Genomic DNA, 24092 nt, shown 5'->3' with positions numbered 1-24092 from the left:
CCTCACGCCTGGATCATCGTCCAGTAGGCCCCACGGCGAGCCATCAGCTCGTCGTGGGTGCCCTGCTCGACGATGCGGCCCGCGTCCATCACCAGGATCAGGTCGGCGTCGCGGATCGTCGACAGGCGATGTGCGATCAGGAAACTGGTGCGTCCACGACGCAGTGAGGTCATGGCATGCTGGATCAGCACCTCGGTGCGGGTGTCCACCGAGCTGGTCGCCTCGTCCAGGACGAGCAGCTGGGGGCGCGCGAGGACTGCTCGAGCGATCGTGATCAGTTGGCGCTCACCGGCACTGATGTTCGTGCCGCCATCGGCGATGCGGGTCTCGTAGCCGTCGGGCAGCGTGTGCACGAAGCGGTCCACATAGGCCGCGGTGGCGGCCTCGATCACCTCGTCGCGGTCGGCATCGGGTCGCCCGTAGGCGATGTTCTCGTAGACGGTGCCGGCGAACAGCCAGGTGTCCTGCAGCACCATGCCGATCCGGGAGCGCAACGCCGACCGGCTCACCGTGGTGATGTCGACGCCGTCGAGCAGGATCTGACCGGCATCGACGTCGTAGAACCGCATCAGCAGGTTCACCAGCGTCGTCTTGCCGGCGCCGGTCGGGCCGACGATCGCCACCGTGGTGCCCGGCTCGACGACCAGGCTGAGCTCCTCGATCACCGGTGCTTCGGGGCGGTAACCGAAACGGACGTCGCGGAACTCGACACGGCCGTTGGGTGATCCCACGGGCGGGAAATTCCGATCCGGCGCCTGTGGTTCCTCCTCGGCATCCAGCAGCTCGAAAACCCTTTCGGCGCTTGCGATTCCCGACTGCAGGGTGTTGTACATGCCGGCGATCTGGGTCAGCGGCTGGTTGAACTGCCGTACGTACTGGATGAACGCCTGGATGCCACCGAGGGTGATCTGCCCGGTGGCGACCTGGATTCCGCCCACCACCGCGACGGCCACGTAGCTGAGGTTACCGACGAAGATCGTGGCGGGGGAGACCAGGCCGGAGAGGAACTGCGCCCCGAAGCTCGCGTGGTAGACGTCGTCGTTGAGCTCGGCGAACTGCCGCTGCGCCGCAGCCCGGTGTCCGTAGGTACTGACGACCGTGAAGCCGCTGTAGGTCTCCTCGATGTGCGCGTTGAGCTTTCCGGTGTTGGTCCACTGCGCGACGAACAGACGGCGGGAGCGGCGCGCGATCGAGCGGGTGACCCACAGCGAGAGCGGCACCGTCACCACCGTGAACAGCGTCAGCAGCGGCGAGATCGTCAGCATCATCACCAGCACTGCGATCACGGTCAGCACCGAGGTGAGCAGCTGGGTGATCGACATCGACAGCGACTGGGCGAGATTGTCGACGTCGTTGGTCACTCGGCTGAGCACCTCGCCGCGCTGCCGGGTGTCGAAGTAGCGCAACGGGAGCCGGTGGATCTTGTCCTCCACGTCGGCGCGCAGCGCCACCATGGTCCTCTGCACGACCACGTTGAGAAGCCGTGCCTGCAGCCAGACCATCAGTGCCGCAACCAGATACAGGCCCAGCGCCAGGGCCAGCGTGCGCGCCACCGCGGCGAAGTCGACGCCTTGACCCGCGACCACGTTCATCCCGGACAGCAGGTCGGCGAACGTGGTGTCACCCCGCGCCCGTGCCGCGTCGACCGCCTGTTCCTTGGTCAACCCGGCCGGGAGTTCCCGCCCCACGACACCGTTGAACAGCAGATCGGTGGCGTGGCCGAGGATGCGCGGACCGACGACGCCGATCGCGATGCCCCCGATGCCGAGAAGCATCACCGCCACCGTCATACCCCGTTGCGGCGTCAGCCTTCTGAACAGCCGCAGGGCCGAGGCCCGAAAGTCTCGCGAGCGGGCCTGCGGGGGTTCGTTCATCCGCATCGAGCGGCCCAGCGGCCCGCTCACGGCGTCCCCACCGACTGCGAGTCCGCGAACTCGCGGTAGGCCGTACACCCGGCGATCAAGTCGTCGTGGGTGCCGGCGCCGACCACCCGGCCGTCGTCGACGACGACGATGTGGTCGGCCTCGGCGATCGTGGAGATGCGTTGGGCGACCACGATCACCGTGGCGTCGGCGGCCACCTCGCGCAGCCGCGCGCGCACCGTGGCGTCGGTGTGCACGTCGAGCGCGGAGAACGCGTCGTCGAACAGGTAGATCGCCGGATTGCGGATGACGGCGCGCGCGATCGCCAGCCGCTGACGCTGACCACCGGAGAAGTTCATGCCGCCCTGGGCGACGCGCTGCTCCAGCCCGTCGGGGTGCGCGGCGACGAATTCGTCGGCGGCCGCGACCCGCAGCGCGGCCCACATCTCGTCGTCGGTCGCGTCGGATTTCCCGAAGCGTAGATTGTCGGCGATCGTGCCGGCGAACAGGTAGCCGCGCTGGGGTACCAATCCGACCGCCGCCCAGAGCGTTTCGATGTCCATGTCGCGGACGTTGACACCGTCGACCAGGACCGCACCGTCCGTCAGGTCGTAGAGCCGACAGACCAAGGAGACCAGCGTCGACTTCCCCGATCCCGTCGAGCCGACGATCGCGGTCGTCGCCCGCGGACGCGCGATCAGCGAGATGTCCTGCAGCACCGGGCGGTCGGCGCCGTCGTAGGAGAACGTCGCGCCGGCGAACCGAACCTCCCCGACGATGTGCTCCGGCACGACCGGCTCGGCGGGGCTGACGATCGTCGGTTCGGTCGAGAGCACCTCGGTGATGCGTTCGGCGCACGCGGACGCACGGGGGATGATCACGAGGATGAACGTCGCCATCAACACGGCGACGAGGATCTGCATGAAGTACGACAGGAACGCGATCAGCGACCCGACCTGCATCTGACCCGCGTCGATCCGGTGGCCACCGAACCAGATCAACGCCACGCTCGAGACGTTGATGACCAGCGTGGTGACCGGCAGCATCACCGCCTGCCACCGGCCGGCCTCCAGCGCGGCGTCAGCCAGCGCCGTGTTGGCCGCGGCGAACCTGGTGCGCTCGTAGGGTTCCCGCGCGAACGCGCGCACGACCCGCAGCCCCGTCAGCTGCTCCCGCATGACCCGGTTGACGCCGTCGATCAGGCGTTGCAGGCGGCGGAAGACCGGCAGCAGGTGCGAGACGATCCAGTAGTTCGCCAGTGCCAGTACCGGCACGCTGATCAGCAGCAGCCACGACAAGCCCGCGTCCTGGTGGACGGCCATCGCGATGCCGCCGATGCACATGATCGGCGCGGTGATGAGCATGGTCGCCGTCAACTGCACCAGCAGCTGGATTTGCTGGACGTCGTTGGTGGTGCGGGTCAGCAGCGACGGCGCCCCGAATCGGGCGGTTTGCTCGGCCGAGAACCCGGTGACGTGGCCGAAGATCACCGACCGCAGATCGCGGCCCACGCCCATGCTCGCGCGGGAGCCGAAGTACACGGCGCCGACGGCACACGCCACCTGCAGCGCGGTCACCGCGAGCATCACCACGCCGAGCTCGACGATGCGGCGCAGATTCCCCTGGGCGACGCCGTCGTCGATGATCGCGGCGTTGACCGTCGGCAGATACAGCGTGGCCAGGGTGCTGACGAGCTGAAGGGCGGCGACCACCGCGAGGAGCGGGCGGTAGGGCCGGGTGTGCCGGCGGAGCAGGCCCCAGAGCATCCCGCTACTGTCGCACACCCTCCGACGAATGCCCGGCTGCGGCCGGGTACCTGAGAATACTGTGAATTCGCAGGTCAGTCGGCCTGTCGGTGGTTGACCCGATGGGCTGCCGCTACAGTGCATGGCGTGACCCGCAGCCCCCGCAGAATTCGACGGCCCGCGAAAGCGCTCGCCGTTGCTGCCGCGGCCGTGCTTCCGGTGCTGGCCGGGTGTTCCAACGACCAGCCGACCTCGCCGACGGTGCCGTCGACCGACGCGCCGGCCGCGGCCGCCAAACACGGCCCGTTCTTCCCGCAGTGCGCCGGCATCAGTGATCAGGAGATCGAGAAGCAGACGCAGGTCCCGGGCCTGGTCAACACCGCGGCGAACTCCGCCGGGTGTCAGTGGCTGACGAACGGCAGCATCGTCGGTCCGCACTTCTCGTTCACCTGGTTCCGGGGCAGCCCGATCGGGCGGGAGCGCAAGACGGAGGAGCTCTCGCGCACCAGCGTCGAGGACATCAACATCGAGGGCCACGACGGCTTCATCGCCTCCAACGAGGATCCGATTCTGGGCGTCAACCTGTGCGAGATCGGCATCGGCTTCGACGATGACTTCATCGAGTGGTCGATCAGCTACGCGGCCAAGCCGTTCCCGGATCCGTGCGATGTCGCCAAGGAACTCACCCGCCAATCGATTGTGAACTCCAAATGAGCGTGCGACGGAGAGCGATGGCCGCGGCCGGTGTGGCAGCGCTGATGCTGCTGACCGGATGCACGCAGACGGTCGAGGGCACGGCGGCCAAGTCGGGCTCCGGCGATGTGCCTCGCAACAACAACTCCGAGCGTCAGTACCCCAACCTGCTCAAAGAGTGCGACGTGTTGACCCAAGACATCCTGGCTCAGACGGTCGGCGCTGATCCGCTCGACATCCAGAGCACGTTCGTCGGTGCGGTGTGCCGCTGGCAGGCGGCCAATCCCGCAGGGCTGGTGGACATCACGCGCTTCTGGTACGAGCAGGGCGATCTGGAGAACGAGCGCAAGACCGCTCAGCAGCTGAACTATCAGATCGAGAGCCGGTCGATCGCCGGCATTCAGTCGTTCGTGATGCGGCCCAACGACCCCAACGGTGCGTGCGGTGTGGCCAGCGATGCCGCCGGTGTCGTGGGCTGGTGGATCAATCCGCAGTCCCCGGGTATCGACGCGTGCGGCATGGCGATCAAGCTGATGGAGCTCACCCTCGCCACCCGCGCCTGATACGCCCAAACCGACGTTTGGGCGCGAAAGTGCGAGTAGATCGCGCCTTTTCGTCGATCTCGGCGCGGCCCGAAGCGGGCTCGGCGAGCCTCAGGCCTAGCGTGGGATGTGGAAGTCGACCAGCTCCGCGCCGCCCAGCTGCAGCTGAGCCCACGACCCGCCGGTGCGTAACACCGCGATCGCCGACGTCGGATACTTCGCCGAGATCCTCTGCGCCGCATCGCCGTTGGCGGTGGACTCGGTCGCCAAGCCGAGAGCCAGCGACGACATCACCGGCTCGTGGCCGACCACCAGCAGCGTGGCGAAGTCGTCCTCGACGCCGTTGATCTCTTCGATGACGATGCCCGGGCTGGCCTCGTAGAGCCGGTCGGAGTACGTCGCCGGCGCGGTGATGCCTGTGCGCTCCAGGGTCTGGCGGGTTCGCGTCGCCGATGAGCACAACACCGCGTCGACCGCTCCGACGTTACTGCGGATCCACTCTCCGGCCAGCACTGCCTCGCGCTCTCCGCGCGGCGCCAACGGCCGCCGGTGATCCGACACCCCGTCGGGATAGTCCGATTTGGCATGCCGCATCAGCACCAGCGTGCGCGTTCCGTCGCTCATGGGAGATAACCGTAGGCCATGTCGGTGCGCATCCCCGGACTTGTCGGCGGCCCGACCTAGACTTCCGATGCACTCGCCACGAGCCCGCCGAACACGAGGAAAGGACGGTCATCCGCATGCGATTCCTGCACACCGCCGACTGGCAGCTCGGCATGACCCGGCACTTCCTCAGCGGTGAGGCGCAGCCCCGCTACTCGGCGGCCCGCCGGGCGGCCGTCACCGCGCTCGGGCCGTTGGCGGCCGAGGCCGGTGCCGAGTTCGTCGTGGTCGCGGGCGACGTGTTCGAACACAACCAGTTGGCGCCGCGGGAGGTCAGCCAGTCGCTGGAAGCCATGCGCGGCATCGGCGTGCCGGTCTATCTGCTGCCCGGCAACCACGATCCGCTCGACGCGGCATCGGTCTACACCAGCGCGCTGTTCACCGCCGAATGCCCCGACAACGTGATCGTGCTCGACCGCCCCGGCGTGCACCAGGTGCGGCCGGGTCTGGAGCTGGTCGCCGCGCCGTGGTCGTCGAAGTTCCCCACCACCGATCTCGTCGCCCAGGTGCTCGACGGACTACCCGCCGACGGGGTGACACGCATCGTCGTCGGCCACGGTGCGGTCGACATCCTGGTGCCGGACAAAGACCGGCCGTCACTGATCGCACTGGCCGCCCTGGAGAGCGCGATCGCGCGCGGCGCGGTGCACTATGTGGCGTTGGGGGACAAGCACTCTGTGCTCGACGTCGGGTCCTCGGGCCGCATCTGGTATTCGGGATCCCCGGAGGTCACCAACTTCGACGATGTCGAACCGAAACCGGGTCATGTGCTGGTCGTCGACATCGACGAGGTGACGGCGCACCGGCCGGTGCGGGTCGAGCCGCGGCCCGTCGGTACGTGGCGTTTCCTGTCGCTGCGGCGCGGCGTCGACGACAGCCGCGACATCGCCGATCTCGACATCAACCTCGATCTGATGGTCGACAAGGACCGCACGGTGATCCGGCACGGTCTGACCGGTTCGCTGACCGTGACCGACAAGGCCGCGCTCGACCTGTGCCTGGACCGCTACGCCCGCCTGTTCGCCGCACTGATCCCCTGGGATCGGCACACCGACATCGCGGTGATGCCCGCCGACGGTGAGTTCGACGATCTGGGCATCGGCGGGTTCGCCGCCTCCGCGGTGGCTGAGCTGGTGTCCACCGCGCGCTCGTCCGGGGACGACGCCGAGGACGCCCGTGCAGCGCTGGCTCTGCTGCTTCGCCTGACCGAGGGAGGGGCGGCGTGAAGCTGCACCGGCTGACGCTGACCAACTACCGCGGGATCACCCACCGCGACATCACGTTTCCCGACAGTGGTGTCATCGTGATCAGCGGCGCCAACGAGATCGGCAAGTCGTCGATGCTCGAGGCGCTCGACCTGCTGCTCGAAGCCAAGGACCGCTCCACGAAGAGGGACGTCAAGCAGGTCAAGCCCACCCACGCCGACGTCGGCGCCGAGGTGACGGCCGAGATGTCGACCGGCGCTTACCGATTCGTCTATCGCAAGCGGTTCCACAAGAAGCCCGAGACCGAACTGACCATCCTCGCACCGCGGCGTGAGCAGCTCACCGGCGACGAGGCGCACGAGCGGGTGCGTGCCATTCTCGCCGAGACGGTCGACCTCGATCTGTGGCAGGCGCAGCGGGTCATCCAGGCGGCGTCCACATCGGCCACGGAGCTCTCGGGATGCGACGCGCTGTCGCGCGCCCTCGATGTCGTCGCCGGCGAGGTCGACGACACAGCCGCCGCAGCCGGGCCCGCCGACGCCCTGCTCGTCGACCGCATCCACGAGGAGTACCGCCGCTACTTCACCGCCACCGGGCGGCCCAGCGGGGAGTGGTTGGCCGCCATCACGCGGCTCAAGGCCGCCGACGGGGAGGTGGCCCGCTGTGCGGCGGCCATCGCCGAAGTCGACGAGGCGGTCCGTCGGCACGCCACGCTCACCGCCGACCTGGAGACGGTGACGCGCGAAAAGGACGTCACCGCACGGGAATTGGCAGCAGCACAGCAAGACGCCGAGGCGATCAATGTGCTGACGGCCCAGCTCGAGCAGGCGCGGGCCCGCTCGGAGGCCGCAGCATCGACCCACGCGGCGTCGCTGGCGACGCTCACCGAGCGGCGGCGCATCCGCGCCGAGGTCGACGACCGCGTCGCCGCCGTGGCGCGTCTGCGCACCGACGCCCAGTCGGCCGCCGAGGAGGCGGACACCGCGCGGGAGATGCGGGCAGCCGCTGATGTCACCGCTGCGGCCGCCAAAGCAGACCTTCACCGGTGCAAGGAACGCGTCGACGTGGCTCATGCCGCGGTCGCGCTACTGGCCGATCGAGAAGAGGCCGACAAGCTCGCCGCCCGGATCGCCAATTATGAGCGGCACCAGCGCGAACTCGATGCCGTTCGCCGCGACCTCGCCGGCATCCGCGTGACCGCGGAATCGATGACGGTCCTGGAGAAGGCCGCGGTCGCGGTCGAGCGGGCTGCGGCGGCCGTCGAGCAGACCTCGGCCCGTATCGAGGTCGCTGCGGCGGTCGACGTCGATGTCGCGATCGACGGGACCTCGGTGCCGCTGACCGCAGGCCAGACGTGGACGATGTCGGTGTCGGGTGCGACGGGCATCGACGTGCCCGGAGTGCTCTCGCTGCGCGTGGTCGCGGGCGCGACGGCCGCCGGTACCCAGGCCACGCTCGACCGTGCGCACGAGACGCTGGCCGCGGCACTGCGTGAGGTGGGGGCACCCGATCTCGAGACGGCGCGGGCGCTCGGCACCCGTCGGCAGGAGCTGCTGGCGAGCGGTAAGCAGATCACCGCGGTGCTGGAGGCGCTCGCCGCCGACGACTCGGTGGAGATCCTGCGTTCCCGACTCGTCGCGGTGCAGGCGCGGGTGCCCGCCGACGGGGGCCTCTTCGACGCCGGCGTGGCCGAGACCCCTCTCGACCCGAAGGCTCAGCGGCTCGAGTTGGTCGAGGCGACGGCGGCGCATCAGCAGGCGCTTCGCGACTGCGATACTCACGCCAAGGTCGCCGAGGCCGCCGCGACGCTCCTCGCCGAGCGGGAGATGCGTGCCGCGCGGTTGTCGGAGAAGCTCGCGGTCGTGACCGAGGAGCTTGCCGCCGCCCAGCTGCGTCTCGCGCAGGCACGCGCCACGGTGACTGACGACGAGCTGGCCCTTACCGTGCAGTCGCATGCCGAGGCGGCGGCCGCGGCGCAGGCTGGGGTCGACCGGCTCGGCGAGCAACTGGCGGCCCAGCATCCCGACGAGGTGAGCGCACGCCTCGCCTGGGCGCGCAGCGCCGCCGACGGTGCGGTCGCGCGGTGCGGCGAGGTCGTCGAGGCGCTGCGCGACGTCGCCGCCCAGCTGAAGGTCTTCGGTACCGAGGGTCGAAAGGGCCGGCTCGACGCCGCGGAGACCGAGCGCGAACACGCGGCGACCGAGCACGAGCGGGTGCAGCGCCGGGCGCGCGCGGCGGAGCTGCTGCGCACCGTGATGGGCAGGCACCGCGCCGCGATGCGGTCGCGCTACGTCGACCCGTTCCGCGGCGAGGTGGAACGGTTGGGCCGCATCGTCTTCGGCGACACCTTCGAGGTCGACGTCGACAGCGACCTGCGCATCGGGCACCGCACCCTGTCGGGGCGCACGGTGCCCTACGACTCGTTGTCCGGCGGTGCCAAAGAGCAGCTGGGCATCGTCGCCCGGCTGGCCGGCGCGGCCCTGGTCGCGCAGGACGACACCGTGCCGGTCGTGATCGATGATGCGCTGGGCTTCACCGATCCCGACCGGCTGACCCGGATGGCCGAGGTGTTCGACGCCGTGGCCGGTGACGGGCAGGTGATCATCCTGACGTGCAGTCCGCAGCGCTACGCCGGAGTGCAGACGGCGCGCCACATCGAACTGGCGTCCTGAGAAAGAGAGGTCAGCTCGCCGACTGCAGCCGGTGCGGGGCGTCGAAGCTCGCCGGCCCCAGACCGAGATGATCCCGCAGCGTGGTCCCGGTGTACTCGGTGCGGAACAATCCGCGCCGCTGCAACTCGGGCACGACCGCATCGACGAAATCGTTGAAGGTGCCCGGAGTCTGGGCCGCCGACACCATGAAACCGTCGGCTTCGCCGGCCCGGAACGACTCTTCGATCTGATCGGCCACCTGGGCGGCGGTGCCGACGAACTGCGGGAGCAGCACCCCCTGGGCGTACCACTTGCCGATGTCACGCAGCGTGAGGTTGTCCCGGTCGGCCACCCGGCGAGCCGTGTCGAACAGGCCCTGCGTGCCGGTGACGGCAATGTCCTCGACCGGAGCGTCGAGGTCATAGCGGGAGAAGTCGTGATCGGTGTGGACCGACAACGTGATCAACCCCGATATCGGGTCGGCCAATTCGTTGTGGAACGCCTGCTTCTCCCTGGCGATCGACTCGGTCTCCCCGATGAACGGCAGGAACGCGGGGAAGATCAGTACCGAGTCGGGGTCGCGGCCGACGTCGGAGGCCCGGGACTTGATGTCGTCGTAGTAGGCGCGCCGCCCTTCCGGCGTCGGATCGATCTCGAAGATGGCCTCGGCCCAGCGGGCGGCGAAATCCCGACCGGTCGCCGACGATCCTGCCTGGATCAGGACCGGACGGCCCTGCGGGGAGTACGGCACGTTGAGGGGCCCACGGGTGCGGAAGTACTCGCCGACATGGTCGATGCGGCGCACCCGGTCCGGGTCGGCGAACACCCCGGACTCCTTGTCGAGGACCAGCGCGTCGGGATCCCAACTCGACCACAACTCCAACGCGGTGCGGACGAACTCGTCGGCCCGTAGGTAGCGGTCGTCGTGACCCAGATGATTTTCGTGCCCGAAGTTCTGGGCCTCGCTCTGGGTGAGCGAAGTGACGATGTTCCACGCCACCCGACCCGCCGTGATGTGGTCGAGGCTGGCGAAGATGCGCGCCAACTCGTAGGGGTGAAAGTAGGTGGCGGACTTGGTGATCGCGACCCCGAGCTTGGAGGTGACGGCCCCGATGCTCGCCGCCACGATCGACGGGTCCAGCGTCGCGGTGGCCTGCGTGCCGCGGCGCAGCGGTTCGCTGATGTCGTCGCCGTAACGCACCGGCGCGGCCAGCAGGTCGGCGAAGAACACGAAGTCGAACTTCCCGCGTTCCAGGATGCGTCCGATGCGGTGGTAGTAGTCCGGCGTGGTGAACCGGGTGTCACTGGCGGGGTGACGCCACGCCGCGTGCGAATGGGTGACCTGGGACGCGATCTGAAAACCGCCCAGGTGCAGCTGACGAGTCATGGGTGCTCCGATGAAGTAGGCGATCAGAAGTAGGCGTTGGCCGGAAGTGCCGTGCCGTGCAACAGGTTCTGGCCGATCGCGCGTGCCTTCAGCCCGACCGGGTTGTGCAGCGTGATCGTGCGGATGTTGCGCCAGTGCCGGTCGAGGTTGCGGCTGCGGCTGGCCGCGCTGGCCCCGCCGAGCTCGAGCAGGCGCGTCGCGGCCTCGGGTGCCACCGCGTCGAGGTGGACCTTGACCTTGGCGACCTTGAGCTGCGCCTCGGTCGCCAACGCGGCGTCGGGCACGCGGTCCTCGCCGTAGGAGTCCGTGGCCGCACCGATCGCGGCGGCCGCATCGAGGACGGCCGCGCGGGCGATGGCCGCGGTGCTGGCGATCTCGCCGAGCTGACGCTGCAGCAGCGGGTCGTCGGTGGGCCGCTCCGTCACCGCGTGGCTGAAGCTGCGCTCGCGCGAGCGCAGCAGCGTGACTCCGTCGTCGACCACCGACTCCAGGATCCCTGCCACCACCGCGTGGATGAACAGCTGCAGCGAGGCGTACTGCACCGTCGGCTGCGGCTCGGCGTCATAGGGGGTGTCGCTGAGCACCTCGTCTTCGGACACCTCGACCCCGGTGAACACCGTGGTGCCGGTGCCGGTGCGGCGCTGACCGAAGCCGTCCCAGTCGTCGATGATCTGCACACCGGGCCGGTCGGCGGGCACCACCACGGTGGCCACCGAGTCGTGATCGGTGGTGGCCGTGACGGTCAGGTAGTCGGAGAACAGCGTGCCGGTGCTGTAGAACTTCTCGCCGTCGAGCCGGTAGCCCTGCTCGGCGGGCAGCAGGCGGGTGTTGAACACCAGGCTGCCGACCGCGTGGGCGCCCTTTTCGCTGAATGCGTTACCGAACGTCTTTCCCTGAGCGACTTTCGAGAGCCACTCCGCCGAGAGCGGATCGTGGACGGTGCGCAGTCTCTCCTCCACGAACCAGAAGTGCGTCCGGAAGATGTGCGCCACGATGGGATCGGCGCGCGAGACGTCGATGACCGCCGAGAACAGTTGCGGCACCGTGAGTCCGGGGCCGCCGAACGATGCGGGCAGCCGCAGCGTGCCGAAGCCGGCCCGCTTGAGCGCGGCCACCTGCTCCGTGGGGTTCTCGTCGTTGCGGTCGCGGTCGGCGGCGCCCGCGGCGATGTCGCGCAGCAACGCGGCGAAGTCGTCGGAGTCGGGCAGCAGGGCGGTGAGATGGTCCACAGAGGTCATGACGGTGATGTCTACCGGCCGGCGACACAGGCGCCACTGCTTTCGCTCAGCTCGAACCGAACCGTGGGCGGAATGGCCGGCACCGCGGCCCGGGGGCACAATGGGGCGCGATGACGATGAACGCCAAGCGTCGGCGGGTGCACGCGAAGCTGGCCGCCCTTCCGGGCGTGCGGCCGGTGCGGCGGCCGCTCGGCACGGGCGAGTTCGACGTCTACTACGTGCGCACCGGGCGTAAGTCCGCGCATCCGCTGCTGATCATCCCGGGCGGTCCGGGGGCCGCGTCGGTGTCCCTGTACCGGGCGTTTCGCCGGCGTGCCGCGCTGGCCGGGCTGGACGTGATCATGGTCGAGCATCGCGGTGTCGGGCTCTCCCGGCACGACGGCGACGGCAACGATCTTCCGCCGGAGGCGATGACGGTCCGCGCCGTCGTCGACGACCTCGCAGCGGTCCTCGACGACGCCCACGTCGACAAGGCGATTGTCTACGGCGCCTCCTACGGCACCTACCTGGCCGCCGGACTGGGGGTGTCTTATCCGGAGCGCGTCCAGGCGATGGTGCTCGACTCGCCGCTGCTGTCGGCCGGCGACATCGCCGAGGTTCGGGCCCAGACCCGCCGCGTGCTGTGGGACGGGACCGAGCCGGGGACCGCGGAGCTCGCGGCCAAAGTGCGCCGGCTGGTGCAGGCCGGGGTGGTGACGAGCAAGGACGTGCAGCTGATCGGCGACATGTACGGCGTCGCCGGCCCGGAAGTGCTGTGCCGGCAGCTCGACCTGCTGCTCGCCGGCCACGACTGGCTGTGGGCGGCCGTGGGCTTCGGCGAGAGGAACCTGCTCGAGCGCAAGACGCCGTATCAGCACGAGCCCGACCTCGTCGAGCGCATCGCCTACCGCGAGCTGAACTACGGCGCCGAGCCCGACGGCCTGCCGCTCGATCCGGCCGTCGCGCTGCGCGAGATGGCGCTGGGGGACGTCGAATTCGAGGCCGAGCCCTACGATCTCGTCTCCGCCATGCCGGGATTTCACTGGCCCACCGCGGTGCTCTCCGGCGGCCGCGACCTCACCACGCCCCCCGGGATCGCCCAGCGGGTCGCGGATCTCGTACCCGACGCGGTGCTCGTCGATCTACCCACCGCGGGGCACAGCATGCTCGACACGCGCGAGCACGCCGCGCTGCAGGTGTGCCGCGCGGCCGCGGCCGGTCAGATCGCCGAACTGGGTTCGCGCGGAAACGAACTGGACAAGCTGCCGGCGAACCTCACGGTGCGTCTGATGGTCGCGGCGATCCGGGTGGCGGCCAGGGCCGAGAGCACGGTGCCCGACGTGGTGCCGCGGGCGGTCCGGCAGGTCACCGCTTCATAAGATCACTGCTTCATGAAGCCGATCGCGCTGTAGTTCAGATCGCCGATCCCGGCGGGGCCGTAGTTGGCCAGCGTGGCGCGAACGGCGACGTTGCCGGGGGCCTGGAACAGCGGCAGGCTGTGCACCTCCTGCCAGATCATCGTGTCCAGCTCGTTGGCCAGTGTGCGGGCCTTTGCCGGGTCCAGTTCGGAGAGCGTCTGCTCGATCTTCGCGTCGACCTCCGGGCTGCCGATCTTTCCGTAATTGCTCTCGCCGGCCGACGCATACGATTGGGTGAGGCTGGACAATGCGAAAGCGTCACCACCCCAGGCGAATTGCACGATGTCGAAGTTGCCGGGGGTGACGAAATCGGTGAACAGCTTGCCGCCGGCGGCCGGCACCAGTTGCAGGTCGACGCCGATCTGCGCGAGGTTGTTCTGTGCGATCTGCCCGATCTGACTCGTGCTCTGCGCGTCGTAGAACACGTCGCGGATCGTCAGCCGCCGCCCGTCCTTCTCCCGGAACTGGCCGTTCTGCCGCCAGCCCAGCGCGTCGAGTTCGCGTTTGGCCGCTTCGGGATCGAAGGGAATGCTGTTGTCCTGGTAGCCCTCCTGGCCGGCCACGTAGATGTGGTTGTTCAACGGGACAGGTTTGTCGACGAGGCCGTTCTGGGCGACGGTGACGATCGCCTGCCGGTCGATGCCTTTGGCGATGGCCATGCGTAGCGCCGGGTCGGCGAGGACCGATCCCGGCGCCCCGTTCAACGTCATGTGATACCACTGCGCCGATGGTGCGCGCCGCATCGCGATGCCCGGGGCGGATCGGGTGGTCTTCAGCTCGTCTTGCGTGGCGACACCGCTGACGTCGATCGAGTTGTTCAGCAGTGCCGGAATGCGGGCGGCGTCGTCGAGCACGGTGTAGCTGATGGAATCCAGTAGCGGGGGAGTGCCCCACCATTTCGGGTTGCGGCCCAACGTGATCCGCTGCGCACCGCGGTCGATGTTGGTGACGATGAACGGGCCCGCGGTGGGTGGCGGCCCGTCCCGGAAGCCGGTGTTGAACGCCTCCGGCGTACCGGTCATCTCCTTCGGGAACAGCATGCCGTTGCCCGCGAACAGGCCCTTCCAGTCGGCGTAGTGCTTGGCGAAGGTGATGACGGCCTGCCGGTCGTCGACGCCCTTGGTGACGGAGCCGACACGGTCGGCGCCATTGGGGGAGGCGAACAGGTAGCGCTTGTCCTTGCCGCTCGTCGCGTTCACCTCGGCCGCGAGATCCTCCCACGTGATCGGTCGGCCGTTGCTCCACACCGCCTTCGGGTTGATCGTGTAGGTGACCACCTGCGGATCGGTGCTGGTCAGCTCCACGTTGGTGAAGTAGTCGCTGTTGACCGTCATCTCACCGTTGGGCTTGATGAAGAACGCGCGCGGCAGCATCGTCTTGTACATCGCGCCGATCTCACCGAGATTGCCGTCGATGTGCAGGTTGTTGAAGGTGGCCGGGAAACCGGTCAGCGCCAACCGCAGCGTGCCGCCCTGCTGGAGCGAGGTGGGGTCCTGCGGGTTGATGTCGGCAGTGCCACCCAGCTCGGCGCTGCCGCCGGCCGGCGGGGCCGGGTCTTGCGAACCCGAGCATCCGGTGAGCACCAGGGCCGCCGTCAGGAGCAGAGCCGGGAGCCTTGTGAATGTCATGCCGAAACTGTAATCAGCGGCTGGGGTGTCGCTGGGTGTGACACCACAAGAGTGGCTGACAAGCAGCCCGCTCGCTGCCGGCCGGCGGCGTCGCGACGCCACGAACGGGTCTGCTATCGACGCACCGCAGTATCCGGCCGGCCAGCTTCCAAGAACTCTCCAAGACCCGCGGGTGAGGCTCTCGGTCGTGAGCATCGCAACGCGTCAGGCTCTCCGGTCTCGACCACATCACGCCGTCGTCGTCACGGCAGAATTACTTGCAAACGCAGAGACAAGCAAACACCCAAACTCTTGCCAAAAGATCACATCGCCGAATTGGGCGCACCTTAGAGCTCAGAAAAAGCATGGCCCTGGGCAGCTCGGGCAGGCATCGGAGATTCGCCAAAAATGTCACAGTTATTCCGCAACGCTTCGAAGTGCTCAGTGCCATACTCCTGCTGACGGGTGCCGGGGGCGTCCAGGCAGCGGGGGACATTGTGAACAGCGCTAGTGCACTTCCGCGCGGAGCCCAGGTGCGCGCGATCGCCTTGTCGAGTGCGCGGGAGGCGACCTCAGCACACGCCTGACATCGAATGTCGACAACACGTCGCATCACCAAATTGCTGGACATATCTTCGGGGGAACTAGAAATGAGCGAATACTCTTCACAGCACACCTCACACCGACGTGCCGGTAACCACCGCCGTCGGAAGCCGACGCCGGCGGTGGTGTCTTGGCTCGGAGCGGGCGCATTCAGCGTGGGTCTCGGCGCGGCAGTCCTGGTGGGTGCCGGGTCGGCCAACGCCGACGAGGGGCCGAGCGACAACCGCCCCACGGCGAGCTCCGGTGCCGGGTCGACCGCCGCAACCACTCCGCGACAGTCGAATCGACGCCAAGAGCTCACAGCGCGCGTCGCGGATCGACAACGGTCAGAAGGGAAGATCGTCCGCGTTCACGCTGATCGCCCGGGCTCACAGGAGAAACTGTCGGTTGGTTCCGCTCAACGAGAAACACCCCGGCACCGGCAGACCCGTTTCGTCCGTACGACCGTGCCCGACGAGGCATCTCCAGGGGTGAGCTTCGACGGCGCCAAGGACGGCGGCGCCTCCGAATCGCCCATGCCGGCGCGCAGCGGACCATTCGCGCCGCTGCGTCATCGCGTCGTCGTGGGCGCAGACCGATCGCGTCCGGATAACGTCTCCCCGGCGGCACCCGAAGACGCCTCGCCGACAGAGCCATTCGCGTCGATCCGACCGTTCGGCGGGATGTTCGAAAATATCAAGGCGGCCCGCGAGGCGAAGAATCGGCAAGCGGCATCGGCGAGTTCGGCTCTTGCGGTAGCTCCGTCCGGGCCCTCGATCAACCAGGTGCTGTTCGGCGCGGCCTCTTACGACTTCTTCCAGCCAGCTGTCGATGTCGAGGCCGGCGAAGGCGAATGGACACCCATTCGCGTTGATTCCCTGGGTCTTCCGTACGCGTGGAGATTGACACAAGCTCCGGATCCGCGTTCGGCGCTCGGAGACGTCGGGGCCGTCGAACTGGCGAAGTACTCGTACTACATCGTCGCCTTTGCCGCTGACCCCGCCGATCTAGAGGCGGGCGTGCCGATATTCGACGCCTACCACGCGGTCGCTGCCAAGAAGCTCGTACTCGGCGACGAAAGCTATCTCGTCGAGGACGACCAGACAACGCATCTCAACTACTTGAGCCTTGTCTTCCTCTACAAGAAGACCGAGGTCCCCAATGTGGTCACGGACCTACCCGGCATTCTTCCCAAACCGACCCCGACGGTGAAGGACGACGGTGATGGTGACGGTGACGGTGACGGCGATGGTGATGGTGACGGTGACGGTGACGGCGGTGACGGTGACGGCGGTGACGGTGACGGTGACGGCGGTGGGAACGGCGGCGGCGGCGATCGCAATCCGCCCTGGGAGGAGAACTTCGAGATCGCGACGGCACTCATCGGCGAAATCCCTGTTGTCGGCGAGTTGACGAACGTCCTCGCGATCGGCGTCGACACGTTCCAACTCTTCGGCGCGATCATCAGACATGATCCGGCGGATGTGAGCGACGAATTAGGCGACCTGGCAGGCAATTTCACGAGTCTCCTGATTCCTATACCCGGTATCGGTGGCGCCATCGGAGCCCAGGTCGGCGACAAGGTGACCTCATTCTTCGACGGTCTTCTCGACTGAGTGAATGACGCACGCATTCCCGCGAACTGCCGTCACTCCGACCAGGCCGACGCCATCGCAATTCTGCCCGAGATGTTTTCGCATCAGAGGCGCACACCGAAGAGGAGAATTTCATGAAACTGATCGTTGCAATCGGATCTGCCTGTGTTGGCGTGAGCGCGGTAATCGCACTGGCGGCGCCGGCCGCTGCCGATCCCGTGCCCGGAAACTACACCGCGACGATGCTCGATCCCGGAGCCTCGGGGAAGCGCCCAGGCAGCACCACGACGTGGAACCTGGCTCCCTGCGGCACTGATTGTCTCCACCTGGCGACTTCGGGTCCCGGTTGGGATCTGCAGCGCCAAGGTGACGTATGGGTGAGCCAGCGCCCGGACGGAACGTCGGCAACGTTGAACAACTCCACGCTCGTCCTCACCTTGGTGTACCCCGGCCAGCCGAACGTGCTGGTGGGCTTGACGAATCTGTGAGCATTGCCGAGCCGTCGGCGTTCTCGGCTAACCGGGCGGCCGCGGAACCGCGGCCAGCAACCGCCGCGTGTACTCGTCGCGGGGGTTTCCGAACACCTCGGCGCTGGTGCCCTGCTCGACGATCCGGCCCCGGTGCATCACCGCGACATCGTGGGCCAGGTGTTTGACCACCGACAGATCGTGCGAGACGAACAGGTACGCCAGCCCGAAGCGGTCCTGCAGGTCGAGCAGCAGGTTGATGATGCCGGCCTGGATCGACACGTCGAGCGCTGAGACGGGCTCGTCGAGCGCCAGGATCTTCGGTTGGAGCGCCAGCGCGCGGGCGATACCGATGCGCTGCTTCTGTCCGCCGGAGAACTCGGCCGGATAGCGGGCGGCGTCCTCGCGTCGCAAGCCCACCAGCGTCAGCAGCTCGGCCACCCGGTCGGTGATGTGCTTCTTGTCGGAACCGTTGGCCTGCAACGGTTCTGCGAGGACATCGGACACCGGCAGCCGCGGATCCAGCGAGGCGACGGGGTCCTGGAACACCACCTGCAGGTCGCCCCGCAACGCTCGGCGTGCTCGGCGGTCGAGGGTGGCGACGTCGGTGCCGAGCACCTCGATGCTGCCCTGCTGCGGCGCGGTCAGTCCCAGGATCTGGTGCAGCGTGGTCGATTTGCCGGAGCCGGACTCACCGACGATGCCCAGCGTGCGGCCCTGCCGTACCGTGAGATCGACGCCGTCGACGGCGCGGACCTCGCCGACCCGGCGCCGCAGCACCACACCTTTGGTCAGCGGGAACGTCTTGACCAGATCACGCACGGAGACGACCACGGGCGTCTCGACGTCGGTCGCGGGTCGCGCGGGCTCGGTGCTGACGCCGTAGATGTCGGCTGCGCTGCGGCCGGCGACCTCCTCATTGCGAATGCACGCGACCCGGTGATCCGGCCCGACCGCCGTCAACTCCGGCTCGGCGTTGCTGCACTCCGCCACGGCGAGGGGGCAGCGCGGCGAGAACGGGCATCCGTCGGGGAGCGCGGACAGCGACGGGGGAGCGCCCGGGATCGGCACCAATCGCGCGCCCTGGGTGGCGTCCAGTCGTGGTACGGACCCCAAAAGACCTGCGGTGTAGGGCATTCGGCGCCGGGTGTACAGGTCGGTGACCGGCGCGGTCTCGACGGCGCGGCCTGCGTACATGACCAGTGCTCGGTCGGCGAACTCGGCGACGACCCCGAGGTCGTGGGTGATGATCAGCACGCCCGCGCCGGTGACGTCGCGCGCGGTGCGCAGCACGTCGAGGATCTGCGCCTGGACCGTCACGTCGAGCGCGGTCGTCGGCTCGTCGCAGATGAGGAGGTCGGGGTCGTTGGCGATCGCGATGGCGATCACCACGCGCTGGCGTTCCCCGCCCGAGAGTTCGTGGGGGAACGCCGCCGCGCGCTCGGCGGGTCGGGCGATCCCGACCAGTTCCAGGAGTTCGACGGCGCGGGCGCGGGCGGCCTGGCGGCTGACATCGCGGCGATGGATGCGGATCGCCTCGGCGATCTGGTCGCCGACGGTGTAGACGGGCGTCAGCGATGACATCGGGTCCTGGAAAACGGTGCCGATCTTAGCGCCGCGCACCCGCGACATCTCGGCGTCGGAGGCCGTCAACAACTCGGTGCCGTGCAGCCGCACCGAGCCGGACACCTCGGCGTACTCGGGGAGAAGACCGACCACCGCCATCGCGCCCGCCGACTTGCCCGCCCCCGACTCGCCGACCAGCGCGACGACCTCACCGGAGGCGACGTCGTAGTCCAGCCCGCGGACCGCGGCCACCCGTTCGGTGTCGGTGGGGAACGTGACGGTCAGACCACGCACCTGCAGTAGCGTCATCGGCGCGCCCTCGAACGGGCCGGACGCACCCCGGGGTCGAGCGCGTCGCGTAAACCGTCGCCGATCAGGTTGGCGCACAACACGATCGTCACCAACACCCCGGCGGGGAACAGGAACACCCACGGGAACGTCGTCACCGACCCGGTGCCTGCGGCGATCAGCGTCCCCAGGGACACGTCGGGGGGCTGCACTCCGAAGCCGAGGAAGCTCAAGCCGGTCTCGGCGAGGATTGCGACGCCGACGTTGAGCGTGGTGTCGATGATCAGGATCGACGCCACGTTGGGCACGATGTGCCGGGCGATGATCCGGGTGTTGCTGACTCCCATATAGCGTGCGGCGGCGACGAATTCGCGATCGCGCAGGCTCATCGTCAGCCCACGCACCATGCGGGAGCTGATCATCCAGCTGAACGCGGCGAGCAGCACGATCAGCCACACCACCGTGCCCGCGCCCCGAGTACTGGGGGTGACGATCGCGATCAGGATGAACCCCGGAACCACGAGCAGTAGGTCGACGAACCACATCAGCGCGGTGTCGCGCCAGCCACCGAAATATCCGGCGACCGCGCCGACCGTGGCGGCCACGAGCGTCGAGATGACCGCCACGCAGACGCCGATCACCATCGACTTCTGCATGCCGCGCAGCGTCTGTGCCAGGAGGTCCTGGCCGAGCGCGTTGGTGCCGAACCAGTGCTGTGGCGATGGCGGCTGCTGCAACGCGTAGTAGTCCAGGTCGGTGTACGAGTACGGCAGTAGCGGCGGCAGCGCCCAGCAGCTCACGAACAGCAGCACCAGCACCACGACCGACACCATCGCGGGCCGGTTGCGGCGGAACCGGCGCCACACCAGCGCTCGTCGCGACACGAAGTGCTGGCTCGAATCCTGAACGGTCACGAGGCACGCACCCGCGGGTCGAGGGCGGCGTAGAGGACGTCGGACAGTAGGCCACCCAGCAGGATCGTCGTCCCGGAGAACACGGTGAACGCGACCACGATGTTGGTGTCCTGGGCGGCGATGCCCTGCACGAACCATTCACCCATGCCGTGCCAGCCGAAGATCTTCTCGACGAACACCGCGCCCGTCACCAGACCGCTGATGCCGTAGGCGAACAGCGTCGCCATCGGGATCAGCGCGGTGCGCAAGCCGTGCCGGAACAACGCCTGGCGCCGCGTCAGCCCCTTGGCCCTTGCGGTCCGGATGAAGTCCTGACCCAGCACGTCGAGCATCGCATTGCGTTGGTAGCGGCTGAAACCCGCGATCGAGCCGAGCGCCAGCGTCGCGGTCGGCAACACCAGATGCTGCAGCCGGTCCACGAACTGGTTCCAGCCGCCGCCGACCGCGTCGGTCGACGTCTCCCCGGTGTATTCGAACAGTTGCACGCCGAGCACCGAGTTGACCTTCAGCGCAGCGAGGATCAGCAGGTTGGCGATCACGAACGTGGGGGCGCTGATGATCAGCAGGGACACCACGGTGATCACGCGGTCGGACAGCCGGTACTGCCGGACCGCGCCCCAGGCGCCCACCACGACGCCGATGATCGTGCCGAGCACCGAACCGATGATTACCAGCCGCAGGCTCACCCCGACGCGGCGCCACAGCTCGTCGGTCACCGGCTGGCCCGTCACCGTCGTGCCGAAATCGCCGCGCACCGCCGCCGACACCCAGTGCGCATACCGGAGCGGGATCGGTTGATCGAGGCCCAGCTCGGCCGCCTTGGCGTCGATCACCGCCTGCGGCGGGCGTGGACTGCGCTCCAGCAAACTGTCCAGCGGATGGAACGTCAGGGAGGTCAGCGTGAACGCCAGGAACGAGGCCAGGGCGAGCAGGACCAGGTAGTTGAGCAGCCGCCGCGCCAGGAAGCGGGTCATCCGGCGGGACCGCCTCGGCGCTGCATGCGCACAGGTTATGAGATCGCGGGTCCTCCCACGTGGCGGCCCTCCGGCGCGGCGTCATGCGACATGTCACTCATGAACGGACCGAAATGGGGTGCGTTGCCCCTCGCGGCATGGATTGCCGCGCCGCCCAACCCGCCGATCACCACCGCGATCGCCACCGCGGCCGCGATGTGGCGGGCTCCCCAGCGGCGTGGCTCCGGAGGCTGGGTCCAGACCCCGTCATCGAAAGCGGCTTTCTCGAGACCAGCCGAAGAGTCAGTCATGACGCCAGGATGACTCACGCACATGAGCGCCGGCTGTGCGCCCGCTTCACAGCGGGCGCATAGCTTCGGCACAGCCGGGGCCCACGACCGGCGCCCATAATGGGGCTCGTGGCCCCTTCGACCAGCGATACCGACGCACGGGTGGTGATGCGCCGCGCCGACGGAAGCCCGGTGCACGTGCTCGTCGTCGACGACGAACCGGTGCTGGCCGAGCTGGTGTCGATGGCGCTGCGGTACGAGGGGTGGGAGATCTCGACCGCCGGCGACGGTGCCACCGCGATCGCGACGGCGCGCGACAACCCGCCCGACGTGGTCGTGCTCGACGTGATGCTGCCCGACATGAGTGGTCTGGACGTCCTGCACCGCCTGCGCGAGCAGATCCCCGGCCTGCCGCTGCTGCTGCTCACCGCCAAGGATTCGGTGGAGGACCGCATCGCCGGGCTGACCGCAGGCGGCGACGACTACGTCACCAAACCGTTCAGCATCGAAGAGGTCGTGCTGAGGTTGCGCGCGCTGCTGCGCCGCACCGGGGTGAGCACTGAGGCCGCCGGCGCGACGATCGTGGTCGGGGACCTGGTGCTCGACGAGGACAGCCACGAGGTCACGCGCGCAGGGGAACCGATCACGCTGACCGCGACCGAGTTCGAGTTGCTGCGGTTCATGATGCGCAACGCCAAGCGGGTGCTGAGCAAGGCGCAGATCCTGGACCGGGTGTGGAGCTACGACTTCGGTGGACGGTCCAACATCGTCGAGCTGTACGTCTCGTATCTGCGCAAGAAGATCGACAGTGGCCGGGAGCCGATGATCCACACGCTGCGCGGCGCCGGGTATGTCCTCAAGCCCGCACGCTGACGGGAAGCAGGCCACGCGGGGCCGCGTCTTCTCGCCCCGGACGTGGTCGCTGCGGGTGCGGTTGATCGTCACCCAGATGGTCCTGCTGGCCGTCGTCATCGCCGGCATCGGCGTCGCCACCGAGTTCGCGCTGCAGCGCTTCCTGTCCCACCAGCTCGACGAGCAACTGGTCGAGGCCGGCCGGCGGTCGGCGGCGATCTTCGACCTGCCGCCGCCGGTGTTCGCGCCGGGCACCCCTGGCTGGGAGGACCGAAAGCGGTTCGACCCGGAGGTCGGTCCCGGTCCGGGGTTCCTCAACGCCCCCGGCCAGGCCACCCGCACGGTCGGCGCCGTGGTCACGCCGGGACGGGGCACCGACGCCGGCGTGATCACCGCCGACGGCGGCCGCACGACGATCAGCGAGGCCGCCACCGAGCAGCTGGCCGCGGTGCCGCCCGACCGCGTCCCACGGACGGTCACCCTCGACGGGCTGGGTCGCTACCGCGTCATCGGGCTGCACGACCGCCGCGGCGGGTCCCAGACGATCGTCACCGGGCTGCCGCTGTCGGTCGTCGACGACACCCTGCTGTGGGTGCTCGGCATGTTCTGCGTCGCCGCCGTGCTCGCCCTGATCGCTGCCGCCTTCGCCGGCATCGCGATAGTCCGACGGCAACTCGCGCCACTGTCCCGGGTGGCGTCGGCGGCGCGCGACGTGGCCGACCTCGAGCTCGACCGCGGCGAGGTGAACCTGCCGACACCGATCGTGGTGGTCGACCCGGCCGCCGCCCACACCGAGGTCGGGCAGCTCGGGTCGGCGCTGAACCGCATGTTGGACCGCATCGCGGGAGCACTCTCGGCGCGGCATGACAGCGAGACCCGGATCCGCCAGTTCGTCGCCGACGCGAGCCACGAACTGCGCACCCCACTCGCCGCGATCCGCGGCTACACCGAGCTCGCGCAGCGCCGGCATGCCGAGCTACCCGACGACGTCGCCCACGCGATGAACCGCGTGGAATCCGAGACCGAACGCATGACGCGGCTGGTGGAGGACATGCTGCTGCTGGCCCGGCTGGACGCGGGCCGCCCGCTGGAGCGCGAACCCGTCGACCTGACCCGGCTCGTCGTCGACGCGGTCAGCGACGCCCACGTCGCCGGGCCCGACCACGAGTGGGAGCTCGACCTGCCCGACGAACCGGTCGCCGTGCCGGGCGACGAGGCGCGGCTGCACCAGGTGATGGCCAACCTGCTGGCCAACGCGCGCATCCACACACCGCCGGGCACCACGGTGACGACGTCGTTGGCGGCGGCCGGCGACGACCCCGGGAAGAATGTGGTGCTGACCGTTGTCGACGACGGTCCCGGCATCCCGGCGTCGCTGCAGCCGGAGGTGTTCGAACGCTTCGCGCGCGGCGATTCGTCGCGCTCCCGCCGCGGGGGCAGCACCGGTCTCGGGCTCGCGATCGTGGCCGCGGTGGTGCGGGCTCACGACGGGACTATCGTGGTGCGCAGCGTGCCCGGGCGCACCGAATTCGAGGTGAGCCTTCCTGTGAATTCACAGCCAAAGCACAGCGGAGGCCAATCGGGCACCTAGCAGG

Annotated in this window: 19 protein-coding genes; 9 read left to right on the top strand and 10 right to left on the bottom strand. The window is 68.7% G+C overall.

Features of this window, described 5'->3' with window-relative positions; all coding sequences use genetic code 11:
• Positions 1-2: 2 nt before the first annotated feature.
• Positions 3-1904, bottom strand: a complete 1902-nt coding sequence (locus tag ACZY1G_RS05430; RefSeq protein WP_463821833.1) for an ABC transporter ATP-binding protein — start codon at positions 1902-1904, stop codon at positions 3-5.
• Positions 1901-3628: an ABC transporter ATP-binding protein gene (locus ACZY1G_RS05425; protein ID WP_463821832.1), complete on the bottom strand. Its 1728-nt coding sequence runs from the start codon at positions 3626-3628 to the stop codon at positions 1901-1903. The genes ACZY1G_RS05430 and ACZY1G_RS05425 overlap by 4 nt, the downstream gene beginning before the upstream one ends.
• A gap of 117 nt (positions 3629-3745) precedes the next feature.
• Between ACZY1G_RS05425 and ACZY1G_RS05420 the strand changes: the two genes are divergently transcribed.
• Both ACZY1G_RS05420 and ACZY1G_RS05415 read left to right on the top strand, forming a co-directional pair.
• Complete coding sequence (locus ACZY1G_RS05420; protein WP_463815643.1) at positions 3746-4321, top strand: DUF3558 domain-containing protein; 576 nt, start codon at positions 3746-3748, stop codon at positions 4319-4321.
• Between the two features lie 17 nt (positions 4322-4338).
• Entirely contained in the window at positions 4339-4863 is a 525-nt protein-coding gene (locus ACZY1G_RS05415) for a DUF3558 domain-containing protein (protein ID WP_463815644.1), read from the top strand.
• A gap of 96 nt (positions 4864-4959) precedes the next feature.
• On the opposite strand, the gene ACZY1G_RS05410 is transcribed toward ACZY1G_RS05415, so the two are convergent.
• Positions 4960-5466: a SixA phosphatase family protein gene (locus ACZY1G_RS05410; protein WP_463815646.1), complete on the bottom strand. Its 507-nt coding sequence runs from the start codon at positions 5464-5466 to the stop codon at positions 4960-4962.
• A gap of 116 nt (positions 5467-5582) precedes the next feature.
• On the opposite strand from ACZY1G_RS05410, the gene ACZY1G_RS05405 reads away from it, so the two are divergent.
• The gene (locus ACZY1G_RS05405) at positions 5583-6731 is read left to right on the top strand and encodes a metallophosphoesterase family protein (RefSeq protein ID WP_463821831.1); all 1149 of its coding nucleotides are present in this window, start codon (positions 5583-5585) and stop codon (positions 6729-6731) included.
• Positions 6728-9382, top strand: coding sequence for an AAA family ATPase (locus tag ACZY1G_RS05400; RefSeq protein ID WP_463821830.1), 2655 nt, complete (start codon positions 6728-6730; stop codon positions 9380-9382). Before ACZY1G_RS05405 ends, ACZY1G_RS05400 begins: the two co-directional genes overlap by 4 nt.
• Positions 9383-9392: 10 nt before the next feature.
• Here the strand turns inward: ACZY1G_RS05400 and ACZY1G_RS05395 are convergent, their stop codons facing one another.
• Both ACZY1G_RS05395 and ACZY1G_RS05390 read right to left on the bottom strand, forming a co-directional pair.
• A complete protein-coding gene (locus ACZY1G_RS05395; RefSeq protein WP_463821829.1) occupies positions 9393-10748 on the bottom strand; it encodes an LLM class flavin-dependent oxidoreductase in 1356 nt (451 codons plus the stop codon).
• Between the two features lie 23 nt (positions 10749-10771).
• Positions 10772-11986 (bottom strand): acyl-CoA dehydrogenase family protein, encoded by a 1215-nt coding sequence (locus ACZY1G_RS05390; protein ID WP_463815651.1) that lies wholly within the window; start codon positions 11984-11986, stop codon positions 10772-10774.
• A gap of 110 nt (positions 11987-12096) precedes the next feature.
• Between ACZY1G_RS05390 and ACZY1G_RS05385 the strand changes: the two genes are divergently transcribed.
• Complete coding sequence (locus tag ACZY1G_RS05385) at positions 12097-13344, top strand: alpha/beta hydrolase (protein WP_463821828.1); 1248 nt, start codon at positions 12097-12099, stop codon at positions 13342-13344.
• Positions 13345-13346: 2 nt separating this feature from the next.
• Here ACZY1G_RS05385 and ACZY1G_RS05380 read toward each other — a convergent pair whose 3' ends face one another.
• Complete coding sequence (locus tag ACZY1G_RS05380; protein WP_463815653.1) at positions 13347-15011, bottom strand: ABC transporter family substrate-binding protein; 1665 nt, start codon at positions 15009-15011, stop codon at positions 13347-13349.
• A gap of 1052 nt (positions 15012-16063) precedes the next feature.
• On the opposite strand from ACZY1G_RS05380, the gene ACZY1G_RS05375 reads away from it, so the two are divergent.
• Both ACZY1G_RS05375 and ACZY1G_RS05370 read left to right on the top strand, forming a co-directional pair.
• The gene (locus tag ACZY1G_RS05375; RefSeq protein WP_463821827.1) at positions 16064-17188 is read left to right on the top strand and encodes a hypothetical protein; all 1125 of its coding nucleotides are present in this window, start codon (positions 16064-16066) and stop codon (positions 17186-17188) included.
• Between the two features lie 152 nt (positions 17189-17340).
• Positions 17341-17655, top strand: a complete 315-nt coding sequence (locus tag ACZY1G_RS05370) for a hypothetical protein (protein WP_463821826.1) — start codon at positions 17341-17343, stop codon at positions 17653-17655.
• Between the two features lie 27 nt (positions 17656-17682).
• On the opposite strand, the gene ACZY1G_RS05365 is transcribed toward ACZY1G_RS05370, so the two are convergent.
• The 4 genes from ACZY1G_RS05365 to ACZY1G_RS05350 are packed head-to-tail and all read right to left on the bottom strand — an operon-like array spanning position 17683 to position 21666.
• On the bottom strand, positions 17683-19509 hold the full coding sequence (locus ACZY1G_RS05365; protein WP_463821825.1) for a dipeptide ABC transporter ATP-binding protein: 1827 nt from the start codon (positions 19507-19509) through the stop codon (positions 17683-17685).
• Positions 19506-20402 carry an ABC transporter permease gene (locus tag ACZY1G_RS05360; RefSeq protein ID WP_463815660.1) on the bottom strand — a complete coding sequence of 299 codons (897 nt, stop codon included), beginning with the start codon at positions 20400-20402 and terminating at the stop codon, positions 19506-19508. The genes ACZY1G_RS05365 and ACZY1G_RS05360 overlap by 4 nt, the downstream gene beginning before the upstream one ends.
• Positions 20399-21376 (bottom strand): ABC transporter permease, encoded by a 978-nt coding sequence (locus ACZY1G_RS05355; RefSeq protein ID WP_463821824.1) that lies wholly within the window; start codon positions 21374-21376, stop codon positions 20399-20401. Before ACZY1G_RS05355 ends, ACZY1G_RS05360 begins: the two co-directional genes overlap by 4 nt.
• Positions 21377-21411: 35 nt before the next feature.
• A complete protein-coding gene (locus ACZY1G_RS05350) occupies positions 21412-21666 on the bottom strand; it encodes a hypothetical protein (protein ID WP_463815663.1) in 255 nt (84 codons plus the stop codon).
• A gap of 147 nt (positions 21667-21813) precedes the next feature.
• Between ACZY1G_RS05350 and ACZY1G_RS05345 the strand changes: the two genes are divergently transcribed.
• Both ACZY1G_RS05345 and ACZY1G_RS05340 read left to right on the top strand, forming a co-directional pair.
• A complete protein-coding gene (locus ACZY1G_RS05345; RefSeq protein WP_335329209.1) occupies positions 21814-22518 on the top strand; it encodes a response regulator transcription factor in 705 nt (234 codons plus the stop codon).
• A complete protein-coding gene (locus ACZY1G_RS05340; protein ID WP_463821823.1) occupies positions 22496-24088 on the top strand; it encodes a sensor histidine kinase in 1593 nt (530 codons plus the stop codon). Before ACZY1G_RS05345 ends, ACZY1G_RS05340 begins: the two co-directional genes overlap by 23 nt.
• Positions 24089-24092: the final 4 nt, after the last annotated feature.

It is taken from the genome of Mycobacterium sp. IDUB_5, from assembly GCF_055419565.1.
This window is presented reverse-complemented; position numbering and strand designations above follow the sequence as displayed.

Bases quoted from the DNA above. Each gene is read 5' to 3' on its own strand.
- ACZY1G_RS05425 (WP_463821832.1), bottom strand. From the start codon at position 3,628: ATGCTCTGGGGCCTGCTCCGCCGGCACACCCGGCCCTACCGCCCGCTC.
- ACZY1G_RS05415 (WP_463815644.1), top strand. From the start codon at position 4,339: ATGGCCGCGGCCGGTGTGGCAGCGCTGATGCTGCTGACCGGATGCACG.
- ACZY1G_RS05410 (WP_463815646.1), bottom strand. From the start codon at position 5,466: ATGAGCGACGGAACGCGCACGCTGGTGCTGATGCGGCATGCCAAATCG.
- ACZY1G_RS05405 (WP_463821831.1), top strand. From the start codon at position 5,583: ATGCGATTCCTGCACACCGCCGACTGGCAGCTCGGCATGACCCGGCAC.
- ACZY1G_RS05395 (WP_463821829.1), bottom strand. From the start codon at position 10,748: ATGACTCGTCAGCTGCACCTGGGCGGTTTTCAGATCGCGTCCCAGGTC.
- ACZY1G_RS05390 (WP_463815651.1), bottom strand. From the start codon at position 11,986: ATGACCTCTGTGGACCATCTCACCGCCCTGCTGCCCGACTCCGACGAC.
- ACZY1G_RS05385 (WP_463821828.1), top strand. From the start codon at position 12,097: ATGACGATGAACGCCAAGCGTCGGCGGGTGCACGCGAAGCTGGCCGCC.
- ACZY1G_RS05380 (WP_463815653.1), bottom strand. From the start codon at position 15,011: ATGACATTCACAAGGCTCCCGGCTCTGCTCCTGACGGCGGCCCTGGTG.
- ACZY1G_RS05365 (WP_463821825.1), bottom strand. From the start codon at position 19,509: ATGACGCTACTGCAGGTGCGTGGTCTGACCGTCACGTTCCCCACCGAC.
- ACZY1G_RS05355 (WP_463821824.1), bottom strand. From the start codon at position 21,376: ATGACCCGCTTCCTGGCGCGGCGGCTGCTCAACTACCTGGTCCTGCTC.
- ACZY1G_RS05350 (WP_463815663.1), bottom strand. From the start codon at position 21,666: ATGACTGACTCTTCGGCTGGTCTCGAGAAAGCCGCTTTCGATGACGGG.
- ACZY1G_RS05345 (WP_335329209.1), top strand. From the start codon at position 21,814: ATGCGCCGCGCCGACGGAAGCCCGGTGCACGTGCTCGTCGTCGACGAC.
- ACZY1G_RS05340 (WP_463821823.1), top strand. From the start codon at position 22,496: ATGTCCTCAAGCCCGCACGCTGACGGGAAGCAGGCCACGCGGGGCCGC.